The organism is Paracholeplasma vituli (assembly GCF_025446935.1).
Taxonomy (GTDB): domain Bacteria; phylum Bacillota_I; class Bacilli_A; order Acholeplasmatales; family UBA5453; genus Paracholeplasma; species Paracholeplasma vituli.
The window spans coordinates 54,484-76,158 of the sequence record NZ_JAOEGN010000007.1 but is presented as its reverse complement, the minus strand read 5'-3'; the positions used below and the strand labels follow the sequence as shown (position 1 = coordinate 76,158).

Genomic DNA, 21,675 nt, shown 5'->3' with positions numbered 1-21,675 from the left:
CTCCTTTTATAAGTACTATTATAACGAACGGTTAGTTAATATTTCAACTTTTTTTCACATCAGATTCCAAGTTTGGATTAAAAGCTTGGTTTTTGACCATTTCAATTTCAAACTTATAGGGTGCTTTATCATCGATATAAGGCGTTTCTAAGATTTTAGGAATGTCTTTGAAATCAGAATGGTAGATGACTTTAAGTAAAGCATCAAATCCGATTTCTCCAAATCCTAAGTTGGCGTGACGGTCTTTCGCTGCCCCTCTTGGATTTTTCGAATCGTTGACGTGAAATACAGAAATATAAGACTTACCAACGATTTCATCGAAGTGCTTAATGACCCCTTCAAAATCATTTTGGATATCATAGCCAGCATCGGATGTATGGCAAGTATCAAAACAAACTGAAACTCTAGATTTGTCATCGATACGTGCAATAATATCACGAATTTCTTCGAAGGTTTTACCCATTTCGTTGCCTTTACCTGCCATGGTTTCTAAAGCGATTTTAACTGGAAGGTTTTTGGTATTTTCAATAACTTTATTAACCCCTTCAGCAATCCACTCTAACGCTTCTTGACGGTCTTTACCCACAGCAGAGCCTGGGTGTAAGACTATTTGTTTTACATGCATCGCGTGCGTTCTTTCAACTTCTTTGGATAAAAACTCTACGGCGAATGCACGTTTTTCTGGATCTGGATTGGCTAGATTGATGATATAAGGGGCGTGTACTACGACATTATCAAACGATAACCCGTGAACTTGCATTTGCTTTTCTGCACCTTCGATATTTAAGTCTTTGATGGCTTTACGAATGGTATTTTGAGGCGCACCGGTATAGACCATGAATGCGTTCGCGCCATAAGATACAGCTTCTAAAACAGAACCTTCATACATTTGGCTGCCAGATAACCCGACATGGGAACCAATTTTAATCATTATTTACCTCCATATCGCGCGGCGTTTCGCGCTTTTTTAACAAGTTTTTTATTTTTCTTTTTGTAGTTTGGGGATACTTTCGTTGGTTTTTTGACTTTACGAATTGCTTGAAGTTCTTCTTCGGATAGATTACTCTTCACTTTTTTAACAACAGGAACTAGCGTAGTGCCTTCAATTTGATAGCGTTGGAAACCAATACCTCTTTTAGAGATGTTGTCAATTTTTCTTGAATTCTCATTGGTAACCAAGGCGATTGACATCCCGGTTTGATTGGCTCTACCAGTACGACCTGAACGGTGGATATAGTATTCTAAATGATAAGGCAAATCATAATGAATGACGTGAGAGACACCGACAATATCTAAACCTCTACTACCTAAATCGGATGAAACAATAAAAGTATACTTTAATTGTTTGATATCATCTAAAATGGTTTTACGTTCTCTAGCTGGGGTATCCCCAGAAATACGAATGGCTTTAATACCGATGTCTAATAGTTGTTGATAGACATGGTCAACCTGTTCTTTTTTAGAGACGAATACCATACATAAAAATGGGTTAATCGCTTTAACGAGACGCTTAAAATCGGTATCTCTGGTTTCATTACGGGTATAGACTAATCCGTGTGTAATCTTAAGAACCGATGGGTCTTTTAAATCGATGACATGGGCTTTTCCAAAATAGGCATCGAGCCATTTGTTTAACCCGTTAGGTAGGGTTGCTGAGAATAACAACATACGCGCGTCTTTAACTGCATAAAAGACACGGTCTAGGGTATTCATAAAGTCCATATCGAGCATCATATCCGCTTCATCTAAAACGAATACTTTAGTTGTATGGATTTTGAGTTTTCCTTCTTTAATCGCGTAGTCTTCAAGTCGACCTGGGGTTGAAATGACAATTTGAGGTTGTTTTTTCGATAAGGATTCGAGTTCTCTATTTCGATCTTTTGAGGAACTATATGCCTTAACAGTAAACCCGATGTTTACCTTTTTTAACATTTCTTCTACTTGCGCGACCAACTCATTGGTTGGTACACAAATAACCGCTTGAACGGATTCATCTTGGAGGTCGAGTTCATTCACAATCGGCAACAAATAAGCATGGGTTTTACCCGTGCCGGTAGGGGCTAATCCGATGATGTTGTCTTTCTTTTCGTACGCCTTAAACACCGCTTCTTGAATCGGTGTAAATGTTTTGTAGCCTAATGCTTGAATCTTTTCTTGTATACTTGTTTTAAACATATAAAATCACCGTTTATATTATACTCTATTTAAGCCATTAATCCTAATGTTAGGTTTTGAAATCACACTTTGTTATAATGAGATTAGGTGATTGTATGAACGTAATTGATTTAAGACCCAGGGGTTACTGCCACGGTGTAGTACGTGCCCTCCAAATGGTCAAAAAAGTAATTCAAGATGAATGCTACCCTAGACCCATCCATATTCTAGGGTTGATTGTCCATAACAAACGCATCACAGAGGCGTTTTCACATTTTGGTGTGATCTCGTTGGATGATCCAAAAAAGACGCGTTTAGAACTCTTAGAATCCGTAGAATCCGGTACGGTCATTATGACTGCACATGGGGTATCTGATCAAGTTATTGTAAAAGCACAACAAAAAGGCCTAACGGTTGTGAATGCAACCTGTAAGGATGTTACGAAAGTCCATGACGCCGTTAAAACCCATTTGGAATTAGGGTATGAAGTCGTCTACATCGGCCATGAAAACCACCCTGAACCTGAAGGTGTATTAGGCATTTCTAAAGACATTACATTTTTATGTAAAGCCATCGACGCGATGAATTTCATTCAAAAATTTCCAGAGAAACCACTCTTCGTAACCAATCAAACGACACTTTCTCGTTACGATATCAACGTTGTTTTAGATGTTCTTAAAGTAAAATACCCAGATTTAACGTTTGATGACGATATTTGTGACGCTACCACAACCCGCCAAAAAGCGGTGATTGAACAACCTGTTGTCGATTTATGCATCGTGGTGGGAGACAGCCTTTCATCGAATTCAAACAAACTCGCGTTTGTTTCGACCCACGAACGAAACATCCCAAGTTTTCGTATTGAAGGGGTATCCGATATCAACCCAGAATGGTTTAAGGATGTTGAATCGGTATCCGTTACTTCCGGTGCTTCTACACCCACCAAACTCACCAATGAAGTCATCCAGTATTTGAAGCAATTCGAGTATACAAAAAAAGAAACGTGGGACCACGTCTCTTCTTTAACTTATTTAGATATTCTAGCTTAAACCAAGTCCAACTTGGTTTTTTTTATGCATCATACGAACTCATGATTTGAGCTGGTGTTTTACGTAAAAGCGACAGGACTGGAATGAGTCCAATCAGTTGGCTAATACCATAAATGAACACCCCACCTAAAGCGACCATATAGATTGGGAAAATGATTAATTTATTGTCATATAGGTTGGTATTGATGTTCGTAAAGTAATACAATCCAAAGAAATAACCGACAATGAATGAGGTGGTCGTTATCATAAAGATTTCAACCACAAAGGTTTTCACGATATCGATACGTCTGACCCCAAGGGCTCTGAATACCGAGATTTCAGAAATACGTTCGGTTAGGGACGCTCTTAGGACAAAGAATAACGCAATCAATGTAATCGACATCACAACGATGGAGAAGACCCAAAGGAAACTGTAGAAAAAGGCCATTTGTTGTAGGTAATTGGTACGTTGTTGCAGATAATCATACTCCGCTTCTACATTGGTAAAATTATCTTTGATGAATCGAATGGTTTCGACTGGGTCGGATGAACTTACATAAACTGTAGTCGGAAAAGCTGTAACACTTAACCACTGGGTACGGTACTCTTCAACAGTCATTCCTGCAACATAACCCAGTATTTGTCTATAATAATCAATTTCTTCCATGTACATTGCTTCATAACCACGAGAGGTATAGCCCACCAATTTATACGTTCTATCTTCAAGTGTGATATTCGTATTCAAGAGGTCTAAAGGACTTTGGTATCCATAAGCTTTAATCACACTCACCAATTGATTGAATTTACCTTCAAAGATTCGGTAATCTACAAGTATCTCACCCTCATTTTGGATATTTCGGCCATGAAGGATATCTGAGTTTTTCACATTACTTGAATATTCAATCGATAAGAATGGGTTACTATTATTACTTTGTTGATAGAAAGTAGGGTACTCGAACTGAACTGGATAACCTTTACGTTCGGTATAATAGGTCACTTCATCGGTAGCTACAAGTGTTTGTAAGTCCGTTTTGTTAATATCATACACAGTCACAAAACTCTTATCAACTTGGATAAACAGTTTGTCATCTAAAATGAGCATACGGTTCATAAACCCAAACGCAATTAATAATAAGAACCCTGCTAGGATGAATCCTGCAAATAAGAACTTACGTTTAGTGGTGGCGTTCACAAGTTTGTTGAGTGCCAATCTAAATGCGTGTTTCCAAGTAATGACCGGTTGAGCTTTTTTAATTAAGCTCTCATCTATGATATTTTCAAACTGGTATGAATCGAGTTCTTGCATGTCCGATTGTTCCATGTCTTTATAGTGATCATTGATGAGTTTAACTTCACTCTTTTCATTGAGTAAGTTGACCTTTTGTGCAATCTTTTGGTCAATATCTAGATACAATGTACCATTTTTCAAGACTAGACGAATCCCAATTTGGTCTACAGGTTTATCGCTATACACAGACACATTAATACCATCGGATTCAACGGCTTTTGATTGTAAATCCTTTAAATAAATATCGGAATCATGTTTCAATTCAAGACTGCTTCCGCTTTGTTCGTTTTGTGTATCGGATACGACTTTACCATCTGATAGTTCAATGATACGGTCTGCATAGAAGGTTGCGAGTTCTCTTTCATGTGTTACCAATAAAACCAGTTTTTCTTTCGAAATGGTTTTAATGATGTTCATGATTTCAACTGTGTTTTTCGAATCTAGATTTCCGGTTGGTTCATCGGCGATGATGACATCGGGATTTTTAGCTAAAGCTCTCGCAATCGCAACCCTTTGTTGTTGACCACCCGATAACAATCCAGCCTTACGTTTCTTATAATTCTTAAGACCCACTTTTTCAAGTAAGTATTCAATACGTTTATTGATTTCCGCTTTATCGGTAATTCCAATCATATTGAGGGTTAATTTAATGTTTTCAAAGATGGAGATATTTTCCAATAACATGTAGTTTTGGAATATATAACCAATGTGTCGATTACGGATTCGATCCCAAGCGGACATCGAATACCCATTCAATTGAGTATCACCAAAATCGATGGTTCCGGATGCTCGATCTAACCCACCAAGAACATTCAGTAAGGTAGTTTTCCCTGAACCAGAAGGTCCAAATAAAACGACCAACCCATGATCGGGTAAATCGAGCGAGATTTGATTGATGACGTGGATTTCATTCTTCTTACCACGGTTAAAGTGTTTATCTAATTTATGTGCTTTAATCATGGTCTCACCTACTCGCTCTTCAGTGTCGTAATGACACTCTTACCAAATAACTTATTGGCAAACTTATTATTGATGGTTAACAGTACACCTAAGAATATGAGATAAATGACAATATATACTCCAAAGGTAAGGTATCGCATCACTTTAAACTCCTTAATGTAGATGTTCATGATGGTTAACGGAATGAAACCTAGTATAAACCCAAAGGTACTGTATAAGACTTGTTCAAAGGATAACATCTTACGCAAGTCAGATTTCGAAGCACCAATCGAACGGAAAATGATGAAATCTTTTTTACGGGATTGAATGATGGACTTAATGACCAAATTAAGGATGATATAAATGAATCCACCAACCAAAACATAAACAAAGTTCATCGCGCCACTGATCCCGAAGTCATAGGAAGGACCTTCATAATCAAACGGGTGAACCGCGATGTATTCAGACCCTAAACTGCTGATGATTTGTCTCGCTTCGAACCCATCCTTGGCTAGTAAGGTTACTTGATATGGACCTTCAAAGAATAGATCATTATAGGTTTTTTCATTGATGTAAATCGTATATTCCCAGGATATGCCCGGATATTCCCCAATGATTTGAATGTTTTGAGATTTAGAAACTGTAAATCCATTCTTAGGTTTAATGAGTGTAAAAGGGTGATTTTGGATGGTTGTTAAGTCTGAATAGAGATAAATCAATGATGAATATAAATCGCTGCTCACTTGAGCCTGACCATCGGGTAAATCGTTGTTGATGATGATATTTCGTTTTTGAATAAAATAAGTATCGCCACCAGAAAGTGTGATTGGTTGGAAATCTGATGTCCACATTTCGCCTAAATTGACAGCGTATGACGCCATGGTGTTGTTTGTCATTACGGCGTTCGTTTCTGTTTGATTGAAGAACGAAGGGTGTACAATACCAACATAGTCATGGTATCCAGATTCAATCATCCCTACCACGGTCATGTTAAAAAAAGCTGCAAGCGATTCTGGTGCATCAAAGATTTTCTCATCCATTTGATAGTAAACCTGAACGGTATCCCCAATTTGGTACGAATCACCCCAATAGCTTTCGTAAAGGACGATTTCATTTTTAGTAGTTGGAAATTTACCTTTTTCTAGGGTAATTTCTTGACCATAATAAGGCCTTAACGTGCCACTTGGCGCTCGACCTTCGCTATAAACATAAAACTCGGTTTGAAGTAGAATATCGTGATGAATTAAGCCTTGAACACGATTCTTATTTAGCAATGTATTGAGTTCATCCTGTGTAAAGAGTGAAGCATCTTCTTTAACAACAATAACTCTACCTTCAAAGTTATTTTTGAAGATTGGATTAGAGTTATCGCTTAAATTGGTCGATATCAACCATTCTTTAATGCTATAAATAGAGTTGATGGCTGTGAATGCGAACATCAAGGTCACCAACACTAAGAATGTCTTTTTAGGAATACTGAATAACGATACCAGTGCTAGTTTTAAAACATCTAAAGGACTGAGGTTTTTAGAGGCTAATGCCGGTTGTGTTTCAATAATTTGTGGTGCTTTAACCGCTTTATCCTCCACAATTTCACCGTCAAACATACGAATCTTACGGGTTGCGAAAGGTTCAACCTGTTCGTAGTTATGGGTAACAATGACGACCAATTTATCTTTGGATACTTCTTTTAAGAGTTCTAATACCTTCTTACCCGTTTCACTATCTAAGTTACCGGTAGGTTCATCCGCAACAATAATCGGGCAATCCTTCGCGAGTGCTCTCGCGATGACAGCTCTTTGTTTTTGGCCACCAGACAGTTTGCTTGCGCGGTGGTTCTTGTGAGAGGTTAATCCCACACGGTCAATCAGTTCTAATGCGCGAGCACGGCGTTTTTTTGGGTCATAGCCTTGGATCATCAAAGCCGCCATGACGTTTTGATAAACAGTAAACGAATCGATGATGTTGTAGTTTTGGAATACGAATCCAATGTACTGTTTACGGTACTGTTCAAATTCCTCGGTTGAAAAATAACTGGTTTCTTCGCCATTGACAAAGAGTTCCCCTTCATCGTATTTATCCAATCCAGAAATCACGTTTAAAAGGGTGGATTTACCGCTTCCGGATTCCCCGGTAATCGCGACAAACTCCCCTAACTTTAATTCTAAATTAACACGTCTTAACCCTAAGACGACATTCGCATCCGTATTGTAGTACTTCGATACGCCTTCTAATCGAATCATAATATGTTCACCTCGTTAAGTTCTATTATATACTTTTTTTATTATAACAATCGCTTTAATTGTAAATTATTTCTCATTATCTTCGTTTTCGGGTTTTGTGTATGCCTTTTTTAACTTTTCTTCATTGGCCTGATACTCAAATAAGTCATAAGGTTTTTGAATCTCGGTTTTGAGTTTTAAGTTATTTAATGAGACCCCGATTAATCTTACCGGTTTACCTGTATAAAAGGTTTCTAAGAGTTCTAGGACAATATTCAAGATGGTATCATAATCATCTGTGTAATCCGCGAGGGTTTTGACCTTTTGTGTGGTTTCAAAGTTAGAATAACGTAATCTTATACCGACAGTTTTGGTGAATAACTTATCGTTTTTCATCCTTGGATACGCATCATTTAACTGTCCAATTAAGGTATCTTTGATGACTTGTTCTATATCGGTGTCAAATGATAGTGTCATCTCATTTGAAATACTTTTCGGTAGTGCATACTTTGAAGGGTCTACGACATTTGATGATAACCCGTGAATATCTTTCATATAGGACTCGAAATGCGTCTGACTCAACACACTTAAAACCTTCGTTTGATTATCTGGATTAACGAAGTCTTCAATTGTATAAATCCCTAATTTTTCTAACTTGGGGTAGGTCTTTTTCCCTAAACCATACATATCTTTAATGGGTAATGGGTATATCTTTTGTTTAACATCCCGCTTACGAATGACGGTGATCCCCATGGGTTTTTTCATATCAGAACCCATTTTAGCAAGAAATAGTGTCGGTGCGATACCAATAGATGAGGGTAGTTTATATAAAGAAACCAACTCATTTTGGATTTTCTTCGCGAGTGCTAAGGGGTGAATCCCTTCAATATCTGTCACATCCATATACGCTTCATCAATCGAAACCTGCCAAACAAGGTCTGTATACGTCTTCAAATACGAAATGAATTTATGAGAATACTGTTGATACAAACCGTGACGGTTCGGAACGACGATCAATTTAGGATAAAGTGATAACGCTTGAGAAACCGTCATCGCACTTCTAATGCCGTATTTGCGCGCTTTATAAGAGGCAGTTGTAAGAATCCCACCACGGTTATAGCTTAAGCCTCCGCCGACAGCGAATACTTTATTTTTTAATGAAGGATTTTCAATCATTTCCACTGAAGCGAAAAAGGCGTTTAAATCGATGTGAAAAATGACTCTTACGCTACTTTTCATTAAAATCACTTCCTTTTTAAGGGGTTTTATATTATAATCATAATGATGAAATCAAGTTGAGGTGATAATTATGGCTGATAAGAAAATAGATAGACCAAAAGCGAAGAAAACAGAAACCAATTCAAACACATTTGAAGTCCCAACCCTAAGAAATCCACTTAAGACTTGGTGGGGTAAGACCATTGTGATTATCCTCGTTCTAGGTATGATTATTTTACCGTTTATTGCATTGATTATGATGTTAATAGAAAGAGCATAAGAAAAGGCGAAAGCCTTTTTTTATTTCTCTAATAGGGCTTTCGCATGTTGAATCGCATAACTATCCATACGTTCACCAGATAACATTTCCGCGATGATTTCGATGCGTTTTTCTTCGGTGAGTATATCAATTTGGGTAACCGTACGGTTATCTTTTATTTTCTTTAGGATGTGATAATGGTGATCGGCTTTGGCAGCGACCTGAGCTAAATGGGTAATGGTTAAGACTTGGGTTTGACTGCTTAAAGCGTGGATTCGATTCGCAACCTTCGAAGCGGTTTTCCCAGAAATCCCCATGTCGATTTCATCGAAAACAACCAAACCTAAAGATTGGAATTTCGCGAATACGATTTTAAGGGCGAGCATAAAGCGCGATAGTTCGCCACCAGAGGCGGTTTTATATAGTGGTTTTAACGGCTCCCCTTGGTTTAGGCCGATGTAAAAATTGACGATGTCTAAGCCATCTTCATAAAGGGTTACCGGCGTAGTCTTTGGTTCAAAATGAATTTCAAAACGGACTTTTTCCAAATCCAAGTTTTGAAGTTCATCGATGATTTCTGATTCTAATTTTTTCGAGAGTTTGAGTCTCGCTTGGTGGAGTTTCATTCCAGCGTCTAGAACGAGTTTATATTTTTGATCTAACTCGGCTTTGAGTGATTTTAGATAACCTTCATAGTCTTCGGTCATTAAAATCTGTTCGCTGATTTCTTTTAAATACTCGATGAGTTCAGGTATAGACCTCTTATATTTCTTCTCAATTAGAGTGATTTCATGAGCTCGTTCTTGAAGGGTATCAAGTTCAAATTCAGATCGGTATTCAAAAATATCTAAACTCTTCTTTAAATCACTTCTCAAGCCTTCGAGTTCGTAATATACATTCTTTAATGAATCTGAACCTGTCGCGTATAACGCATCGTAGACTTTGATTTCAGATAATAAGTCTGAGGCCTCATAGAGGTCCCCTTTTTGATAGAGTTCATCAAGGATTTCATAGGCTCTTGATACCCTTGTGACAATTTTTTCCTCATGAGAAAGCTTTTCGATTTTCTCATTGAGTTCACTTACTTCAGTAGGGTTTAATCCAAACTTAGAAAGTTCGTCCTGTTCTTCTTTTAGTCGTTCTAATTGTTCTTTTTTATTCGATTGTTCTTTTTGAGCGTGTTCGTATTTTTTAAGCTGAGATAAATACTGTTCTTTGCTTAAAAGGTATTGATTGAATAAGGGTAAAATCCCATCGGGGTCCATTTGGTCAATCAAGGATAATTGGAGTTTAGGGTCTAATAGTTTTGAGATATCATGTTGTTCATGAATATCGCCTAAGAAAAACGCAATGCGTTTGAGTTCGGAAAGTGTAATCGGCTTTTGATTCACACTGATTTGGTTTTTATTCGATCGGCTCATTTCGCGTTTGATCACGAGTTGGTTTGAGTCGATGTCCAATGTTTTTAAGTAGTCGGCTAAAGGTTTACGAATATCGCTAAAAACCCCCACTACGGTGGCGGAATCTGAGCCATAACGGATGAGGTCTGCGTCCGCTCTCGCACCGAATAAGAGTTTTAATGAGTCAATCAACAAGCTCTTCCCCGCACCAGTTTGTCCGGTTAGGGCGGTCATGTTTGGATGAAACGTGACCGATAAGTCTTCGATGATGGCGAGATTTTCGATTTTAAGCGTTTGTAACATAGACGATTCCCCTTTACTTGGTTGCGTACAGTAAGAATTCTTGGTTGCCCATTTTACCTAAGAGATCTGAAGTCTTATGGGCTTTTATGATAAAGCCTAAATGTTTGGCATAACTGATAATACCATCGAGTGCGTCTTTTTGCTTTTTAGGGTCTTTCACGATCCCATCTTTAATGAATTCAGGTCCAACTTCAAATTGGGGTTTCACCAAGATGATGAAGGTGCCTGTTTGAGTTTGTAAGTAATTTAATATTGGTTTAACCGATGTGAATGAAACATCGACTGTATAAATTTGGATATCTGTCGGTAATGTGACGGAAAGGATATTTGTTTGTTCGTGGAGGATCACTCTCGGGTCATGTCTTAGACTGTCATGCATCTGATTAGATCCAACATCGTAGGCATACACCTTCTTAGCCCCGTGTTGTAAAGCACAATCGGTAAACCCACCTGTCGATGAACCGATATCACAGACGACTACATCTTTAAAATCGAGTTGAAACGCGGTAATCGCGTCTAGTAGTTTTAAACCACCACGTGAGACATAGCGGTTATCTTCAATGAGGATCACCACTTCGTCTTTGAGTTCATATCCGGTCTTCGTGATAATTTGATTACCAACCATCACTTTGCCTTGTTTGATTAAGTCTTGAACTTGTGAGCGTGTCTTTTGGTACGCTTCTACCATATAGTGATCGAGTCTCATAAGGTCTTAAGGGTTTCTATCAAATGGTCTAAATCAATACCCGCATCTTTTTGATTGTGTTCGCGTGTTCCGTGATGTATGACGTCTTTAACAGACATCGAACCAATCTTGTTAACAAACTGATGTTTCATCGCGAATTCTAAGATGTGGTGATATAACGTCCCCGAACCAAATGCTTCCTCATATACAAAGACTTTGGTATTGAGTTCAAGCGATTCTTTTAACATCACTTCATCGATTGGACGGATGAATCTCGCATTGAGGATTCTCGCGTTGATGCCTATAGCCTGTTTCGCTTTTAAGAGTAAATCAAGTCCCGGACCATAGCTGATCCAGACTTGTTCATCGCCTTCGCTAAATACTGTCCAGGTCGGAGTAATCAGTTCAAACTTCGGTGGATTAGCTGGATCAAAGTGGGTTTCTAAACGTGGGTAACGAATGACGAATGGGTGGGTTTGACTATAGCCATATCGAATGAGATTAAACGCTTCTTGAGCGTCATAAGGCATCGTGATAACGACGTTTGGCATCGAGTGAAAAATTGAAACGTCAAACAACCCTTGGTGGGTAGACCCGTCATCGCCAACAAACCCAGCACGGTCGATTCCGAAAATGACTTTTGTATCAGGTCTCGCAATGTCGTTCATGATTTGATCATAAGCACGCTGCGTGAAGGTTGCGTAAAGGGGTAAGAATACTGAAACCCCATTTCGTGCCATCGCACCCGCCATGGTTGCGGCGTGTTCTTCTGCAATCCCGACATCGATTAAGCGGTCTGGAAATTGTTGATAGAACTTTTCAAACTTCGTACCCACCAGCATCGCTGGCATAATCACGAATGTTTTTTCGATTTTTTGGTAGTGGATCATCGCTTCGCTGATGACTTCACTGAAGGATTTCATCCCATTGTGGTTGGTTTTCACTGGAGCGCCTGTGTTTTTATCAAACGAGGATACCCCATGGAATTTGCCGTTATCATCTGCGGCTGCGATTTCATAGCCTTTTCCTTTTTCAGTTACGGCGTGAATCACCACGCTCTTTTTCATTTTTTTCGCTTGATTTAAGGTCTTAATGACGGTTTTTAAATCGTTCCCGTCAATCGGACCGATGTAAGCATAACCGAGTTCTTCAAAAATATTACCCGATTGAAATAGCGCTTTGACCGCACGTTTTAAACGACGGTAAATACGCGCAATTAAATTGGGCATAATTTTCGCGATTCCATTTCTAAGTTTCATGAAGAAGCGGTTACCGCGTAAGGCGGTCAAAACTTTCGATAGAGCTCCAACGTTTTTAGATATCGACATGTTGTTATCGTTTAAAATGACGATGCCTTTTAGAGTATGGTCTGACCCTAATAAATTCAAAGCTTCAAAGCTCATCCCAGAGGTAATGGACCCATCTCCAACTAAGGCGATGGCTGTGCCGGATTCTCCTTTGAGCTGTTTCGCTTTTAAGATGCCATGTAAAGCAGAGACTGCCGTGCCCGCGTGTCCAGATTCCCACACATCGTGGATAGATTCTTTATAGTTGATATAACCTGAAAGGCCATTGTGTTGTCTTAAGGTATCAAATTGGTCTGCTCTACCCGTTAGAATTTTATGGGTATACGATTGGTGCCCAACATCAAAAATGAATTGATCGTTGGGGGAATCGAAGACATAGTGTAACGCAATCGATAATTCTACCGCACCGAGATTCGAGGCGAGGTGTCCCCCAGTTTTACTGATCGAATCGACCAAAAAATGTCTGATTTCCGCAGACAGTGTTTCGAGTTCTTTGATCGACATCGATTGGATGTCTTTGGGGCTTTTGATATCGGTAAGTTTCATGATAACCTCTTATTCTAGTTTGAAATCTTCTGGTCCGTTCTCGGTCATGGTTTTCACGACCAATTTTTCAGATTGTGTCAATAATTCGTAACAGATTTTGGATAATTTCAAGCCTTCGTTATAAAGTTTAACGGCTTCATCCAAAGCGATGTCTTTGTTTTCGAGTGCTTTAACGGTTTTTTCTAAAGCTTGAATGGCTTGTTCAAATGTCATTTCCATGTGTGTGTCTCCTTATTTTTTACCACTGAAGTGAGTTTCCCATCCTTCAGGGTGGTTTCAATGGCATCCCCAACCTCAATATCGGTCACGGATTCTATGCGTTTTTGATTTTTTGTCGTATAGGTATACCCTTTATCCATCAGCGATAATGGATTTTGGTGTTTTAAAGCTTGAAGTAAAAGTTGGAACTGGTCTTCTTTCTTAACCCTTAAGCGTTCGTAGTTTTGAGTTAAATTATTGGCTAATTGCGTTGTTTTTTCGACTTTATAGGCTATCAGTGTTTGAATATCGTAGTCTTGAAGTCGTTGATTGAGTAAATCAAACTGGTGTTTTTTCCCTGAAAGTAGACGTTCCATCGAACCTTCTAATTGCTTGTTCGCGTTTTGATAACGTTCATACAGCTGTTTAATGAGTGCCATTGGGGCTTTGGATGCGAGTCTTTCATCTAAATGAACGAGTCGTGTTTTTTGTTGTTCAATGTGTTTACGGGTATAGACTTCAAGTTGATTTCGATACCCTGAAACGAGTTCGAGTAACGTATCTTTACTTGGGGTGGAGAGTTCACCAGCCGCGGTCGGGGTTGGTGCTCTTAAGTCTGAGACAAAGTCTGCTAGTGTGAAGTCGGTTTCGTGTCCTACTGCGGAAATGATTGGAATCTTTGATTGTAAAATCGCTTCGATGACAGGCATTTCATTAAATGCCCAGAGATCTTCAATCGACCCACCCCCACGTCCAACGATGAGGACATCGACAAGTTGGTCTTTGTTTGCTTTTTGAATTTGTTTTTCAATCGAATACTTCGCTTCTTCCCCTTGAACTAAAGCTGGGTATAAGTAAAGGGTTGCGGATGGGTAACGTCTTTCGATGGTATGAATGATGTCACGGATGGCTGCCCCGGTTGGTGAGGTAATCACACCGATTGCTTTGGGATAATTCGGGATGGCTTTTTTACGTTTTGGGTCAAAATAGCCTAAGTCGTTTAAAGACTTTTTGAGTTTCTCATAGGCTAAATATAAACTACCAATTCCGTCTTGTTCTAAGGTATAGGCATTAATGGCGTAAGACCCGCCTGCTTCGTATAACGAGATTGAACCAAATAGACGAACCTTATCCCCATCTTTTGGACTGAAGTTTAGGTTTTTTACGTAGTTAGAAAACATTGTAACGCGAATTTGAGCGCCCTCATCCTTCAGTGTAAAGTAAAAATGACCACGGCTGTGTTTGGTCAAGTTGGAAATCTCACCCTTGATATAAATCTGGCCTAGGTGCTTGTCATTTTCGAGAATCTGTTTGATGTATTTGGTTAAAGCCGTAACCGTCAAATAACGGATGTCTTGCATAGAATCACCCTAATCGTTTAGCAATATTGTCTAATAATCGGTTGGTAAATGCGGATTGTTTTTCATCATCCAAATTGGAGTAGGCTTTGGTGAGTTTGATCGCTTCGTTGATGACGATCGATTTTGGTGTATCGGTATACATCATTTCATAAACAGCCAAACGGATGATGGCGCGGTCTACAAACGAGAGTCTTTCTAAGGTATAGTTCACCAACGTCGATGAAATCATTTGGTCAATTTCAGCTAAATGGGCTAAGACCGCTTGGTAGGTATCGTAGGATTCTTTAAACTCTTCAACAACGATATCGCCTCTTAGGTCTTGTTGATATAAAAATGTCATGGTTTCGATTCTAATTTCGTGTCTTGTTTGCATAAGTAAACCTCAATTCTTTTCCATTTTACCATAAGTATGTGAATTAATAAATTCAAACTCAAAAAAAGGACGTCACTTTAGTGACTGTCCCTTTTAAGGTTTAGTTTAGATTGCGCGAATTCTCGCCCATGCATCTGAAACAAAGGCTTTAGTTACAGGTACGTAACGAAACACTTCGTCATTCGCGTGAATTTGAACTTCATAGGCATTCTTATAAGCGTAGAAATCAGAGTCTTCAGAAATCATCGCTTCATAAACATCTTTACGTGGGGTTGAATACATTACGTATTCGGTGTTGAGGGTTGCGGATTCATACGATAATACGTAGTTAATAAAGGCATAAGCAAGATCAACATTTTTCGCATTCTTAGGAATGACTAAGGCATCGACCCATACGTTCGTACCGCTACTTGGGACGAAGAAATCGAGTTTTTCTTGTTCACTCATCAAATAGATTGCGTCCCCTGAATAGGTAAGGGCTAAATCGTAGGTAAGCGAAACCATATCATCTAAGATTTCATCGGTTAAGAATACTACATTGTTTTTTCTCGCTAAATCCATCAACCAGTTTTCAGCTTCATTGAGTTCTGTTTGATTGGATGTGTTCATGGAATAACCTAAATTCTTTAACGCGACCATAAAGCCATCACGAGCAGAATCGTAGAATGCAATCTCATAGTCATTGGATTTGAATACTTCCCATTCTAAGGTTTCTAATTGAGATTTTGACACAACATCTTTGTTGTATAAAATCCCGACATTTCCCCAGAAGTATGGTACGCCATAATTGAGCAATTCGAAATCGAGTTCATCTAAAATAGATACCAAACCTGGTGCTAAGTCCGTGGTTTGATCGAAGCCTTCGATTTGATTCCAATCAATCGTTTGGATTAAGTCTTCCGAAACCATTTGTTCAATCGCGTAATCACTTGGAACGACTAAATCAAACGATTCTGTCTTCATTTTGGTGATCGCAGATTCATTCGAAGCGAATGTCGACATATTGACACACACATCGTATTCTTCTTCAAAACCTTTGATGATTTCAGGGTCAATATATTCTCCCCAGTTGAATAGGGCTAATTTTTCTTTGTTGATACAAGTTATGCTTCTTACGACCCCACACCCTGTGAGGGCTAGAGTCACTAAGCCCATTAAAGCTAAAACGAGCGTTTTTTTCATTTATTCAATCTCCTTTACTTGTTCATTATTTGATTTTAAATAGCGGTATGTGACAATCACACCAATGATTAAGATGATGATTGTCGATAGCGCATTGATGGTCGGTTCTACCCCACGTCTTAATGTGTATAAATAAATACTAATATTGGTTGCGGACCCAGCGGTGAAATACGAGATGACAAAGTCGTCAAAACTCATCGTAAACGCGATCGCTGCCGCTGCGAAGATCGCAACTTTGATTTGTGGGAATACCACCAACCAAAGCGCTTGAACCGGTGTCGCCCCTAAGTCGTTCGCTGCTTCAGCGAGGTTCGGGTCTAAACTTTTTACTTTTGGATAAACTGTAATGATTACATAGGGTGTACAAAACGCCACGTGTGCAAGTAACATCGTTGTGTAGCCACGGTCGATTTGGAAAGATACAAATAGCAACAACAACCCTACCGCTGTAACAATTTCTGGGTTGACAATCGGTATATTGTTCACACCCATAATGATATCTTTAAATACCTTTTTGGATTTCGATAAAGATATCGCAGCCAGTGTTCCAATAAATACAGATATCAGGGTAGCGAGTATAGCAATCAGCAGTGTCATGATGACCGCTGTCATGATGTCTGTCGAGTCAAACAGTTTTTCATACCATTTGAAGGAAAACCCACCCCAATTGGTTAAACTCTTATTCTCATTAAAAGAGAAAATCACTAACGATAAAATCGGTGCGTAACAAAAGGCTAGAATCGTAACGATGAAGGCTTTAGACCCAATCTTTTTGAGGATGTTCATTCTTGTGCCCCCTTATTACGATCGAGTTTTTTAGTGAGTATGACCATCGCCATGATGACGATGGATAATATTATTGCGATAGCAGACCCATACCCCCAGTTTCCTGCAGTTAGGAAGCGGTCTTCAATTAAATTTCCAATCAAGTAACGATTTTTACCTAAATATTTTGGTATCACTAACGTGGTTGCTGCTGGAAGTAAAACCATCGTAATCCCGGATAATACCCCAGAAATGGATAGTGGTAACGTCACTTTTAAGAACGTTTGAAACTTATTCGCTCCTAAATCGTCTGCGGCCTCGTAAAGTTTTGGATCGATTTTGGATAACACGGTATAAATCGGTAACACCATAAATGGTAAGAACACATAGACCATCCCTGTGATGATGGCGAAATCGGTGCCTAATAAATCTGGATTCAACATTTCAAAAATTTGTTTCCAAGCGAGCGTTCTCAATAACATATTCACCCACATCGGAGCGGTCAGTATTAAGATCCAAAGCGCTTGTGTACGTTTTTTAAACTTTGTGATGAAGTAGGCCGTTGGGTAGCCAATCGATAGTGTAACCAAAGTCGTGTACACAGCCAATCGAATGGAATCCACCATGGTCTTTATAAAGGAGGGTTCACTCAAAAACTGGCTAAAATATTTAAATGAAAATGCGATAAATAAGTCGTTTACGCGTTCAGTAAACGCGTAAAACAGAATTAAAATCAGCGGAATGATGATTAAGAATAACAAGACAACATAATAAGGGCTACCCATGAGGTTCAAGTCCCTAAAACTGAGTTTGTTTTTAAATACCTTTTTTTGCATGATTACCACTTTTCCATGACATGGACATCTTCTTTATCAAATACAATCGACACATTAGAACCTTCCGCGTGGTATTTAATGGTATGAATCGTAAAGATGCGGTCAGACGCTTTTACGTCAATCTCGTAGTGTACCCCTTTAAATATAATCGAGTCGACAACCCCATCGATGAACCCTTGACCAGGTTCAACAATGTCTAAGTCTTCGGGTCTTAAAACGACATCGACAATTTCGTTTTTCTTAAAGCCATAGTCAACACATTCGTAGTCTTTACCGTCAAAGGATACAAGATAGTCATCTTTCATAATCCCTTCAATGATATTCGATTCCCCAATGAATCCCGCAACAAAGCGGCTGCTTGGTTCATTATAAATATCCTCAGGGGTACCCACTTGAAGGATTTCCCCTTCATTCATGACGACAATCTTATCGCTCATCGTAAGAGCTTCTTCTTGGTCGTGGGTGACGAAGATGAATGTAATGCCCGCATTAAGTTGAATTTGTTTCAATTCGTATTGCATCTCCTGACGGAGCTTAAGGTCTAAAGCCGCTAGCGGTTCATCTAATAACAACACTTGTGGTTCATTGATGAGCGCTCTCGCAATCGCGACGCGTTGTTGTTGTCCCCCAGACATTTTATTGACACTTCTATTTTCATAGCCGACTAAACCGACCATTTGTAAGTACTTCGTGACTTTTTCTTGAATCAATGCCTCACGTTCACCTTTAGGCATCTTTTGATATTCTTTTTTTAATCGTAATCCAAATGCGACGTTTTCAAAAACGTCTAGATGTGGAAATAAAGCGTATCGCTGAAATACGGTATTGGTTGGACGTTTGTGTGGCGGAAGATCCGCCACGGATACACCATTAAATAACACTTCGCCAGAGGACGGTTTTTCAAACCCGCCAATGATGCGAAGTGTGGTCGTTTTTCCACAACCCGAAGGGCCTAACAGGGTGACGAACTCATTTTCATAAATGTCTAAATCAATCCCTTTTAATACCACTTGACCTCCAAATGCCTTGGTGATCCCCTTTAATTCAATCAGTTTATTCATAAAATACCCCCAATATGCCATTATGAGTTTTAACAGAGAAATTCCAACCTGTGAAGATTTTTATCTATCTGTCGCGAAAGTTTAGTATATTTAAACTTTGGGTTAAGCAATAATAAACCAAATTCAATACTATTATATAGTAATCGAATCGTTTGTCAACTCATTAACTAAAAATATTTCAAAACAGGTTCAAAAGGGATGTTCAATATCCATAATCAAAACCAAGTTATGATATGATTATTCTATAGGTGGTGTGTCTAATGTCTATCGAAAAATTGTTTCAAGAATTCTCATCTAAAAAGGATGAAGGCACTTTAAAACGTTTGTTAAAAGATCCAAAACCCTTTGAATACTTAGGGATAAAAATGGGCGATATTCGCGCATTTGGACAGAAATTACCGATGAGTAATCTGGATGCGAAAGCGTGGTTTGAACTAAACTATTTTGAGACCAAACTGCTTTCTACCCTACTTGTAGACCCTAAAACGGTAGACCCAAATCTAGTTCTTACTTGGATTGAGGATGCGCATCAAAGTGTCATCATTGACCAAGGTATTTCACACTTCTTTTTTGATGTACCAAACTATCAAGAACTACTCAGTACCTTATCGGATAGCCTATCCCCCAATTTAGAATATGGATTCTTTTCATTACTGTCGACTTACTTTAGACAAGCCCCTTTGGATGAAATCGATATAAAACTCAGTTTGACTTGGTTAGACCGTATCAGTAATACCATCATCAATAAGCCCTTGACCATTCAAAACGCGATGAATAACGCCGTCGTTATGGCAGGCTTACACGTACCTAAATTAGTAGAAAAAGCGTATGAAGTCGCAGCTAAAATTGGCTATATTTTACCGCTTAAAGCCAAGAATAGCTGCAACATCCAAAGCGCTACCGATTACCTTATTCGTTACAAGGATAATGCTAAGTATTCAAGGGTTGCGAAAATACATCAATCTTGATTTACTTAAGCATTTCATATATAATGTATGCGCATGGGGATGTTCTTGGATTCGTCAGGGTTTTAAATGTGATATAAGCATGTCTTGGTTGTGCAAGTAAAAACACCGAGGTTATTAATAACCGGAAACCAAAATTTACAATTCGCTGCTTAAGAAAAAGTGCGAGCCAACGCTAGGTTTTCTTACGACTTAGTCTAAGGCACAAAACAGTAAGATATATTTAGTTGTTGCCACCTTAAGCAACTAAACGAACTAACAAGGTTAGTCAAGTCATAATATGTCAATCTATGATTACTTGATGAAAACAACTGATTGACTAAACATGTAGAAAGTATCACAGGAAAAATCATGCACAGGGGTTCAACTCCCCTCATCTCCACCAAAATAATCTTTGATTAAGGCATAAAACAGCCTTATAAAGCGAAGAAATTGCACCTATATGGTGCTTTTTCGTTATATTGTGGAAAATGACTTTATACATTAATCTTCAAAAAAATATTTGTAAACGCAAAAAGTATATAAAAGTCAATCGATTCGCTTGTTTTTTTATGATAACATTGGCAAAAACAACGGTTTACCTATATAATTAAAATGTAATAACAACATAGGATAAAAAATCATAAAAATAAATCGAAGAATAAAGAGGGTTTGTGAAAATGATCAAAAAATTTGACTTGAAACTTGCGACAATGGCAATTATAGCGGGTGTGTTCAGATTAGTTGCAGGAATAGTTTTTTATACAACCTTTGTACCGCCGATAATGACTGTTTTTATACCAGAACTCGAAGCATTCCAGGCATGGACAGCGATTGCGATGGTTCTTGGTGCAGTTTTTGTTACTGTTGCGGTTCTTAATTATTTGGCTCCCAAAAAGAAGTGGTGGGGGTTTATTTTAATAGTAACACTTGTTTTAGCAATCATTTTAGAAATAGTACTTACGATTTTATTATTTAAGAATACAAACTATGTAGCAAACTCATCAATTTTGCTAGTGTTGTTATTTTTTGTAATAGCACTATACATAGTAATTCTAGCAACTTTATCGATACAAAATCGCACACGATATACGAAAAATTAGCTTAACAAAAAATAAAATTACTCATGAAAAGGTTTATAAACAAGTTTTTATCTTGGTGATATCTGCATTTACACTTTTTTTGACGGAGTGTCAAAGGAGGTTAGAGTGAGCATTTCATTTGAGGAAGTATCAATGTCTTTTGAAGTTGGCAAAAATTTGTCGATTATAATAAAATCGGCAGAAGCGTTAACGACACTACTTGCGGGAAATGAATGGCTATCAGTAGAACCTAACAGATGGATGGATTTTGGTGTTGAGTTTTTTTAAGAATAAGATATTTATTCTTCATTTTGCTATTACACCAGGCGTTAGCGTTTCATATGTGTTGGATGATATGCAAATAGTAGGCGACAACCTGAAAATATATCTTGTAGGGCAGCATTACGGCGATGAGATGTTTGATGCGGAGGGTTTTGCTTCTTTTATTGTTGTGGTTGCAAAAAGCGACATTAAAAATATAACAAGCTTTGATACAAAAAGTTAGTTATGAGAATTTAGAAGGG

The 21,675-nt window shown here is 38.4% G+C and carries 21 protein-coding genes and 1 other RNA gene; 7 read left to right on the top strand and 15 right to left on the bottom strand.

What is annotated here, in order from left to right; genetic code table 11:
* Positions 1 to 43: 43 nt before the first annotated feature.
* Entirely contained in the window at positions 44 to 931 is an 888-nt protein-coding gene (locus N7603_RS04885) for a deoxyribonuclease IV (RefSeq protein ID WP_262096244.1), read from the bottom strand.
* Positions 931 to 2,175 (bottom strand): DEAD/DEAH box helicase, encoded by a 1,245-nt coding sequence (locus tag N7603_RS04880; protein ID WP_262096243.1) that lies wholly within the window; start codon positions 2,173 to 2,175, stop codon positions 931 to 933. The genes N7603_RS04885 and N7603_RS04880 overlap by 1 nt, the downstream gene beginning before the upstream one ends.
* Before the next feature lie 95 nt (positions 2,176 to 2,270).
* On the opposite strand from N7603_RS04880, the gene ispH reads away from it, so the two are divergent.
* Positions 2,271 to 3,203 carry a 4-hydroxy-3-methylbut-2-enyl diphosphate reductase gene (gene ispH / locus N7603_RS04875; RefSeq protein WP_262096242.1) on the top strand — a complete coding sequence of 311 codons (933 nt, stop codon included), beginning with the start codon at positions 2,271 to 2,273 and terminating at the stop codon, positions 3,201 to 3,203.
* 22 nt (positions 3,204 to 3,225) lie between these two features.
* On the opposite strand, the gene N7603_RS04870 is transcribed toward ispH, so the two are convergent.
* From N7603_RS04870 to dinB, 3 genes are all read right to left on the bottom strand, one after another.
* Positions 3,226 to 5,430 carry an ABC transporter ATP-binding protein/permease gene (locus N7603_RS04870; RefSeq protein WP_262096241.1) on the bottom strand — a complete coding sequence of 735 codons (2,205 nt, stop codon included), beginning with the start codon at positions 5,428 to 5,430 and terminating at the stop codon, positions 3,226 to 3,228.
* A gap of 8 nt (positions 5,431 to 5,438) precedes the next feature.
* Positions 5,439 to 7,652: an ABC transporter ATP-binding protein/permease gene (locus N7603_RS04865; protein ID WP_262096240.1), complete on the bottom strand. Its 2,214-nt coding sequence runs from the start codon at positions 7,650 to 7,652 to the stop codon at positions 5,439 to 5,441.
* A gap of 66 nt (positions 7,653 to 7,718) precedes the next feature.
* A complete protein-coding gene (dinB, locus tag N7603_RS04860) occupies positions 7,719 to 8,870 on the bottom strand; it encodes a DNA polymerase IV (RefSeq protein ID WP_262096239.1) in 1,152 nt (383 codons plus the stop codon).
* 70 nt (positions 8,871 to 8,940) lie between these two features.
* Here dinB and N7603_RS04855 point away from each other — a divergent pair, with 70 nt between their 5' ends.
* A complete protein-coding gene (locus tag N7603_RS04855; protein ID WP_262096238.1) occupies positions 8,941 to 9,129 on the top strand; it encodes a hypothetical protein in 189 nt (62 codons plus the stop codon).
* A 20-nt stretch (positions 9,130 to 9,149) separates the two neighbouring features.
* Here N7603_RS04855 and recN read toward each other — a convergent pair whose 3' ends face one another.
* The 10 genes from recN to N7603_RS04805 all read right to left on the bottom strand — a co-directional run bounded on the left by recN (position 9,150) and on the right by N7603_RS04805 (position 19,125).
* The gene (gene recN, locus N7603_RS04850) at positions 9,150 to 10,811 is read right to left on the bottom strand and encodes a DNA repair protein RecN (RefSeq protein ID WP_262096237.1); all 1,662 of its coding nucleotides are present in this window, start codon (positions 10,809 to 10,811) and stop codon (positions 9,150 to 9,152) included.
* A gap of 13 nt (positions 10,812 to 10,824) precedes the next feature.
* The gene (locus N7603_RS04845) at positions 10,825 to 11,517 is read right to left on the bottom strand and encodes a TlyA family RNA methyltransferase (protein WP_262096236.1); all 693 of its coding nucleotides are present in this window, start codon (positions 11,515 to 11,517) and stop codon (positions 10,825 to 10,827) included.
* A complete protein-coding gene (gene dxs, locus N7603_RS04840) occupies positions 11,514 to 13,349 on the bottom strand; it encodes a 1-deoxy-D-xylulose-5-phosphate synthase (RefSeq protein ID WP_262096235.1) in 1,836 nt (611 codons plus the stop codon). The genes N7603_RS04845 and dxs overlap by 4 nt, the downstream gene beginning before the upstream one ends.
* A 9-nt stretch (positions 13,350 to 13,358) precedes the next feature.
* Positions 13,359 to 13,568 (bottom strand): exodeoxyribonuclease VII small subunit, encoded by a 210-nt coding sequence (gene xseB, locus N7603_RS04835; RefSeq protein WP_262096234.1) that lies wholly within the window; start codon positions 13,566 to 13,568, stop codon positions 13,359 to 13,361.
* Complete coding sequence (xseA, locus tag N7603_RS04830; protein WP_262096233.1) at positions 13,559 to 14,908, bottom strand: exodeoxyribonuclease VII large subunit; 1,350 nt, start codon at positions 14,906 to 14,908, stop codon at positions 13,559 to 13,561. Before xseA ends, xseB begins: the two co-directional genes overlap by 10 nt.
* A 4-nt stretch (positions 14,909 to 14,912) precedes the next feature.
* Positions 14,913 to 15,281 (bottom strand): transcription antitermination factor NusB, encoded by a 369-nt coding sequence (gene nusB / locus N7603_RS04825; protein ID WP_262096232.1) that lies wholly within the window; start codon positions 15,279 to 15,281, stop codon positions 14,913 to 14,915.
* Positions 15,282 to 15,386: 105 nt separating this feature from the next.
* Positions 15,387 to 16,463 (bottom strand): ABC transporter substrate-binding protein, encoded by a 1,077-nt coding sequence (locus tag N7603_RS04820; protein WP_262096231.1) that lies wholly within the window; start codon positions 16,461 to 16,463, stop codon positions 15,387 to 15,389.
* Positions 16,464 to 17,249 carry an ABC transporter permease gene (locus tag N7603_RS04815; protein ID WP_262096230.1) on the bottom strand — a complete coding sequence of 262 codons (786 nt, stop codon included), beginning with the start codon at positions 17,247 to 17,249 and terminating at the stop codon, positions 16,464 to 16,466.
* Complete coding sequence (locus N7603_RS04810; RefSeq protein ID WP_262096228.1) at positions 17,246 to 18,064, bottom strand: ABC transporter permease; 819 nt, start codon at positions 18,062 to 18,064, stop codon at positions 17,246 to 17,248. Before N7603_RS04810 ends, N7603_RS04815 begins: the two co-directional genes overlap by 4 nt.
* A 2-nt stretch (positions 18,065 to 18,066) precedes the next feature.
* Positions 18,067 to 19,125 carry an ABC transporter ATP-binding protein gene (locus N7603_RS04805; RefSeq protein WP_262096227.1) on the bottom strand — a complete coding sequence of 353 codons (1,059 nt, stop codon included), beginning with the start codon at positions 19,123 to 19,125 and terminating at the stop codon, positions 18,067 to 18,069.
* A gap of 260 nt (positions 19,126 to 19,385) precedes the next feature.
* On the opposite strand from N7603_RS04805, the gene N7603_RS04800 reads away from it, so the two are divergent.
* From N7603_RS04800 to N7603_RS04780, 5 genes are all read left to right on the top strand, one after another.
* Complete coding sequence (locus N7603_RS04800; protein WP_262096226.1) at positions 19,386 to 20,093, top strand: DNA alkylation repair protein; 708 nt, start codon at positions 19,386 to 19,388, stop codon at positions 20,091 to 20,093.
* A 35-nt stretch (positions 20,094 to 20,128) separates the two neighbouring features.
* Positions 20,129 to 20,475: a transfer-messenger RNA gene (gene ssrA / locus N7603_RS04795) on the top strand.
* A gap of 268 nt (positions 20,476 to 20,743) precedes the next feature.
* Entirely contained in the window at positions 20,744 to 21,172 is a 429-nt protein-coding gene (locus N7603_RS04790; RefSeq protein WP_262096225.1) for a hypothetical protein, read from the top strand.
* A 105-nt stretch (positions 21,173 to 21,277) separates the two neighbouring features.
* Positions 21,278 to 21,439 carry a hypothetical protein gene (locus N7603_RS04785; RefSeq protein ID WP_262096224.1) on the top strand — a complete coding sequence of 54 codons (162 nt, stop codon included), beginning with the start codon at positions 21,278 to 21,280 and terminating at the stop codon, positions 21,437 to 21,439.
* Positions 21,440 to 21,506: 67 nt separating this feature from the next.
* Positions 21,507 to 21,656: a hypothetical protein gene (locus N7603_RS04780; RefSeq protein WP_262096223.1), complete on the top strand. Its 150-nt coding sequence runs from the start codon at positions 21,507 to 21,509 to the stop codon at positions 21,654 to 21,656.
* Positions 21,657 to 21,675: the final 19 nt, after the last annotated feature.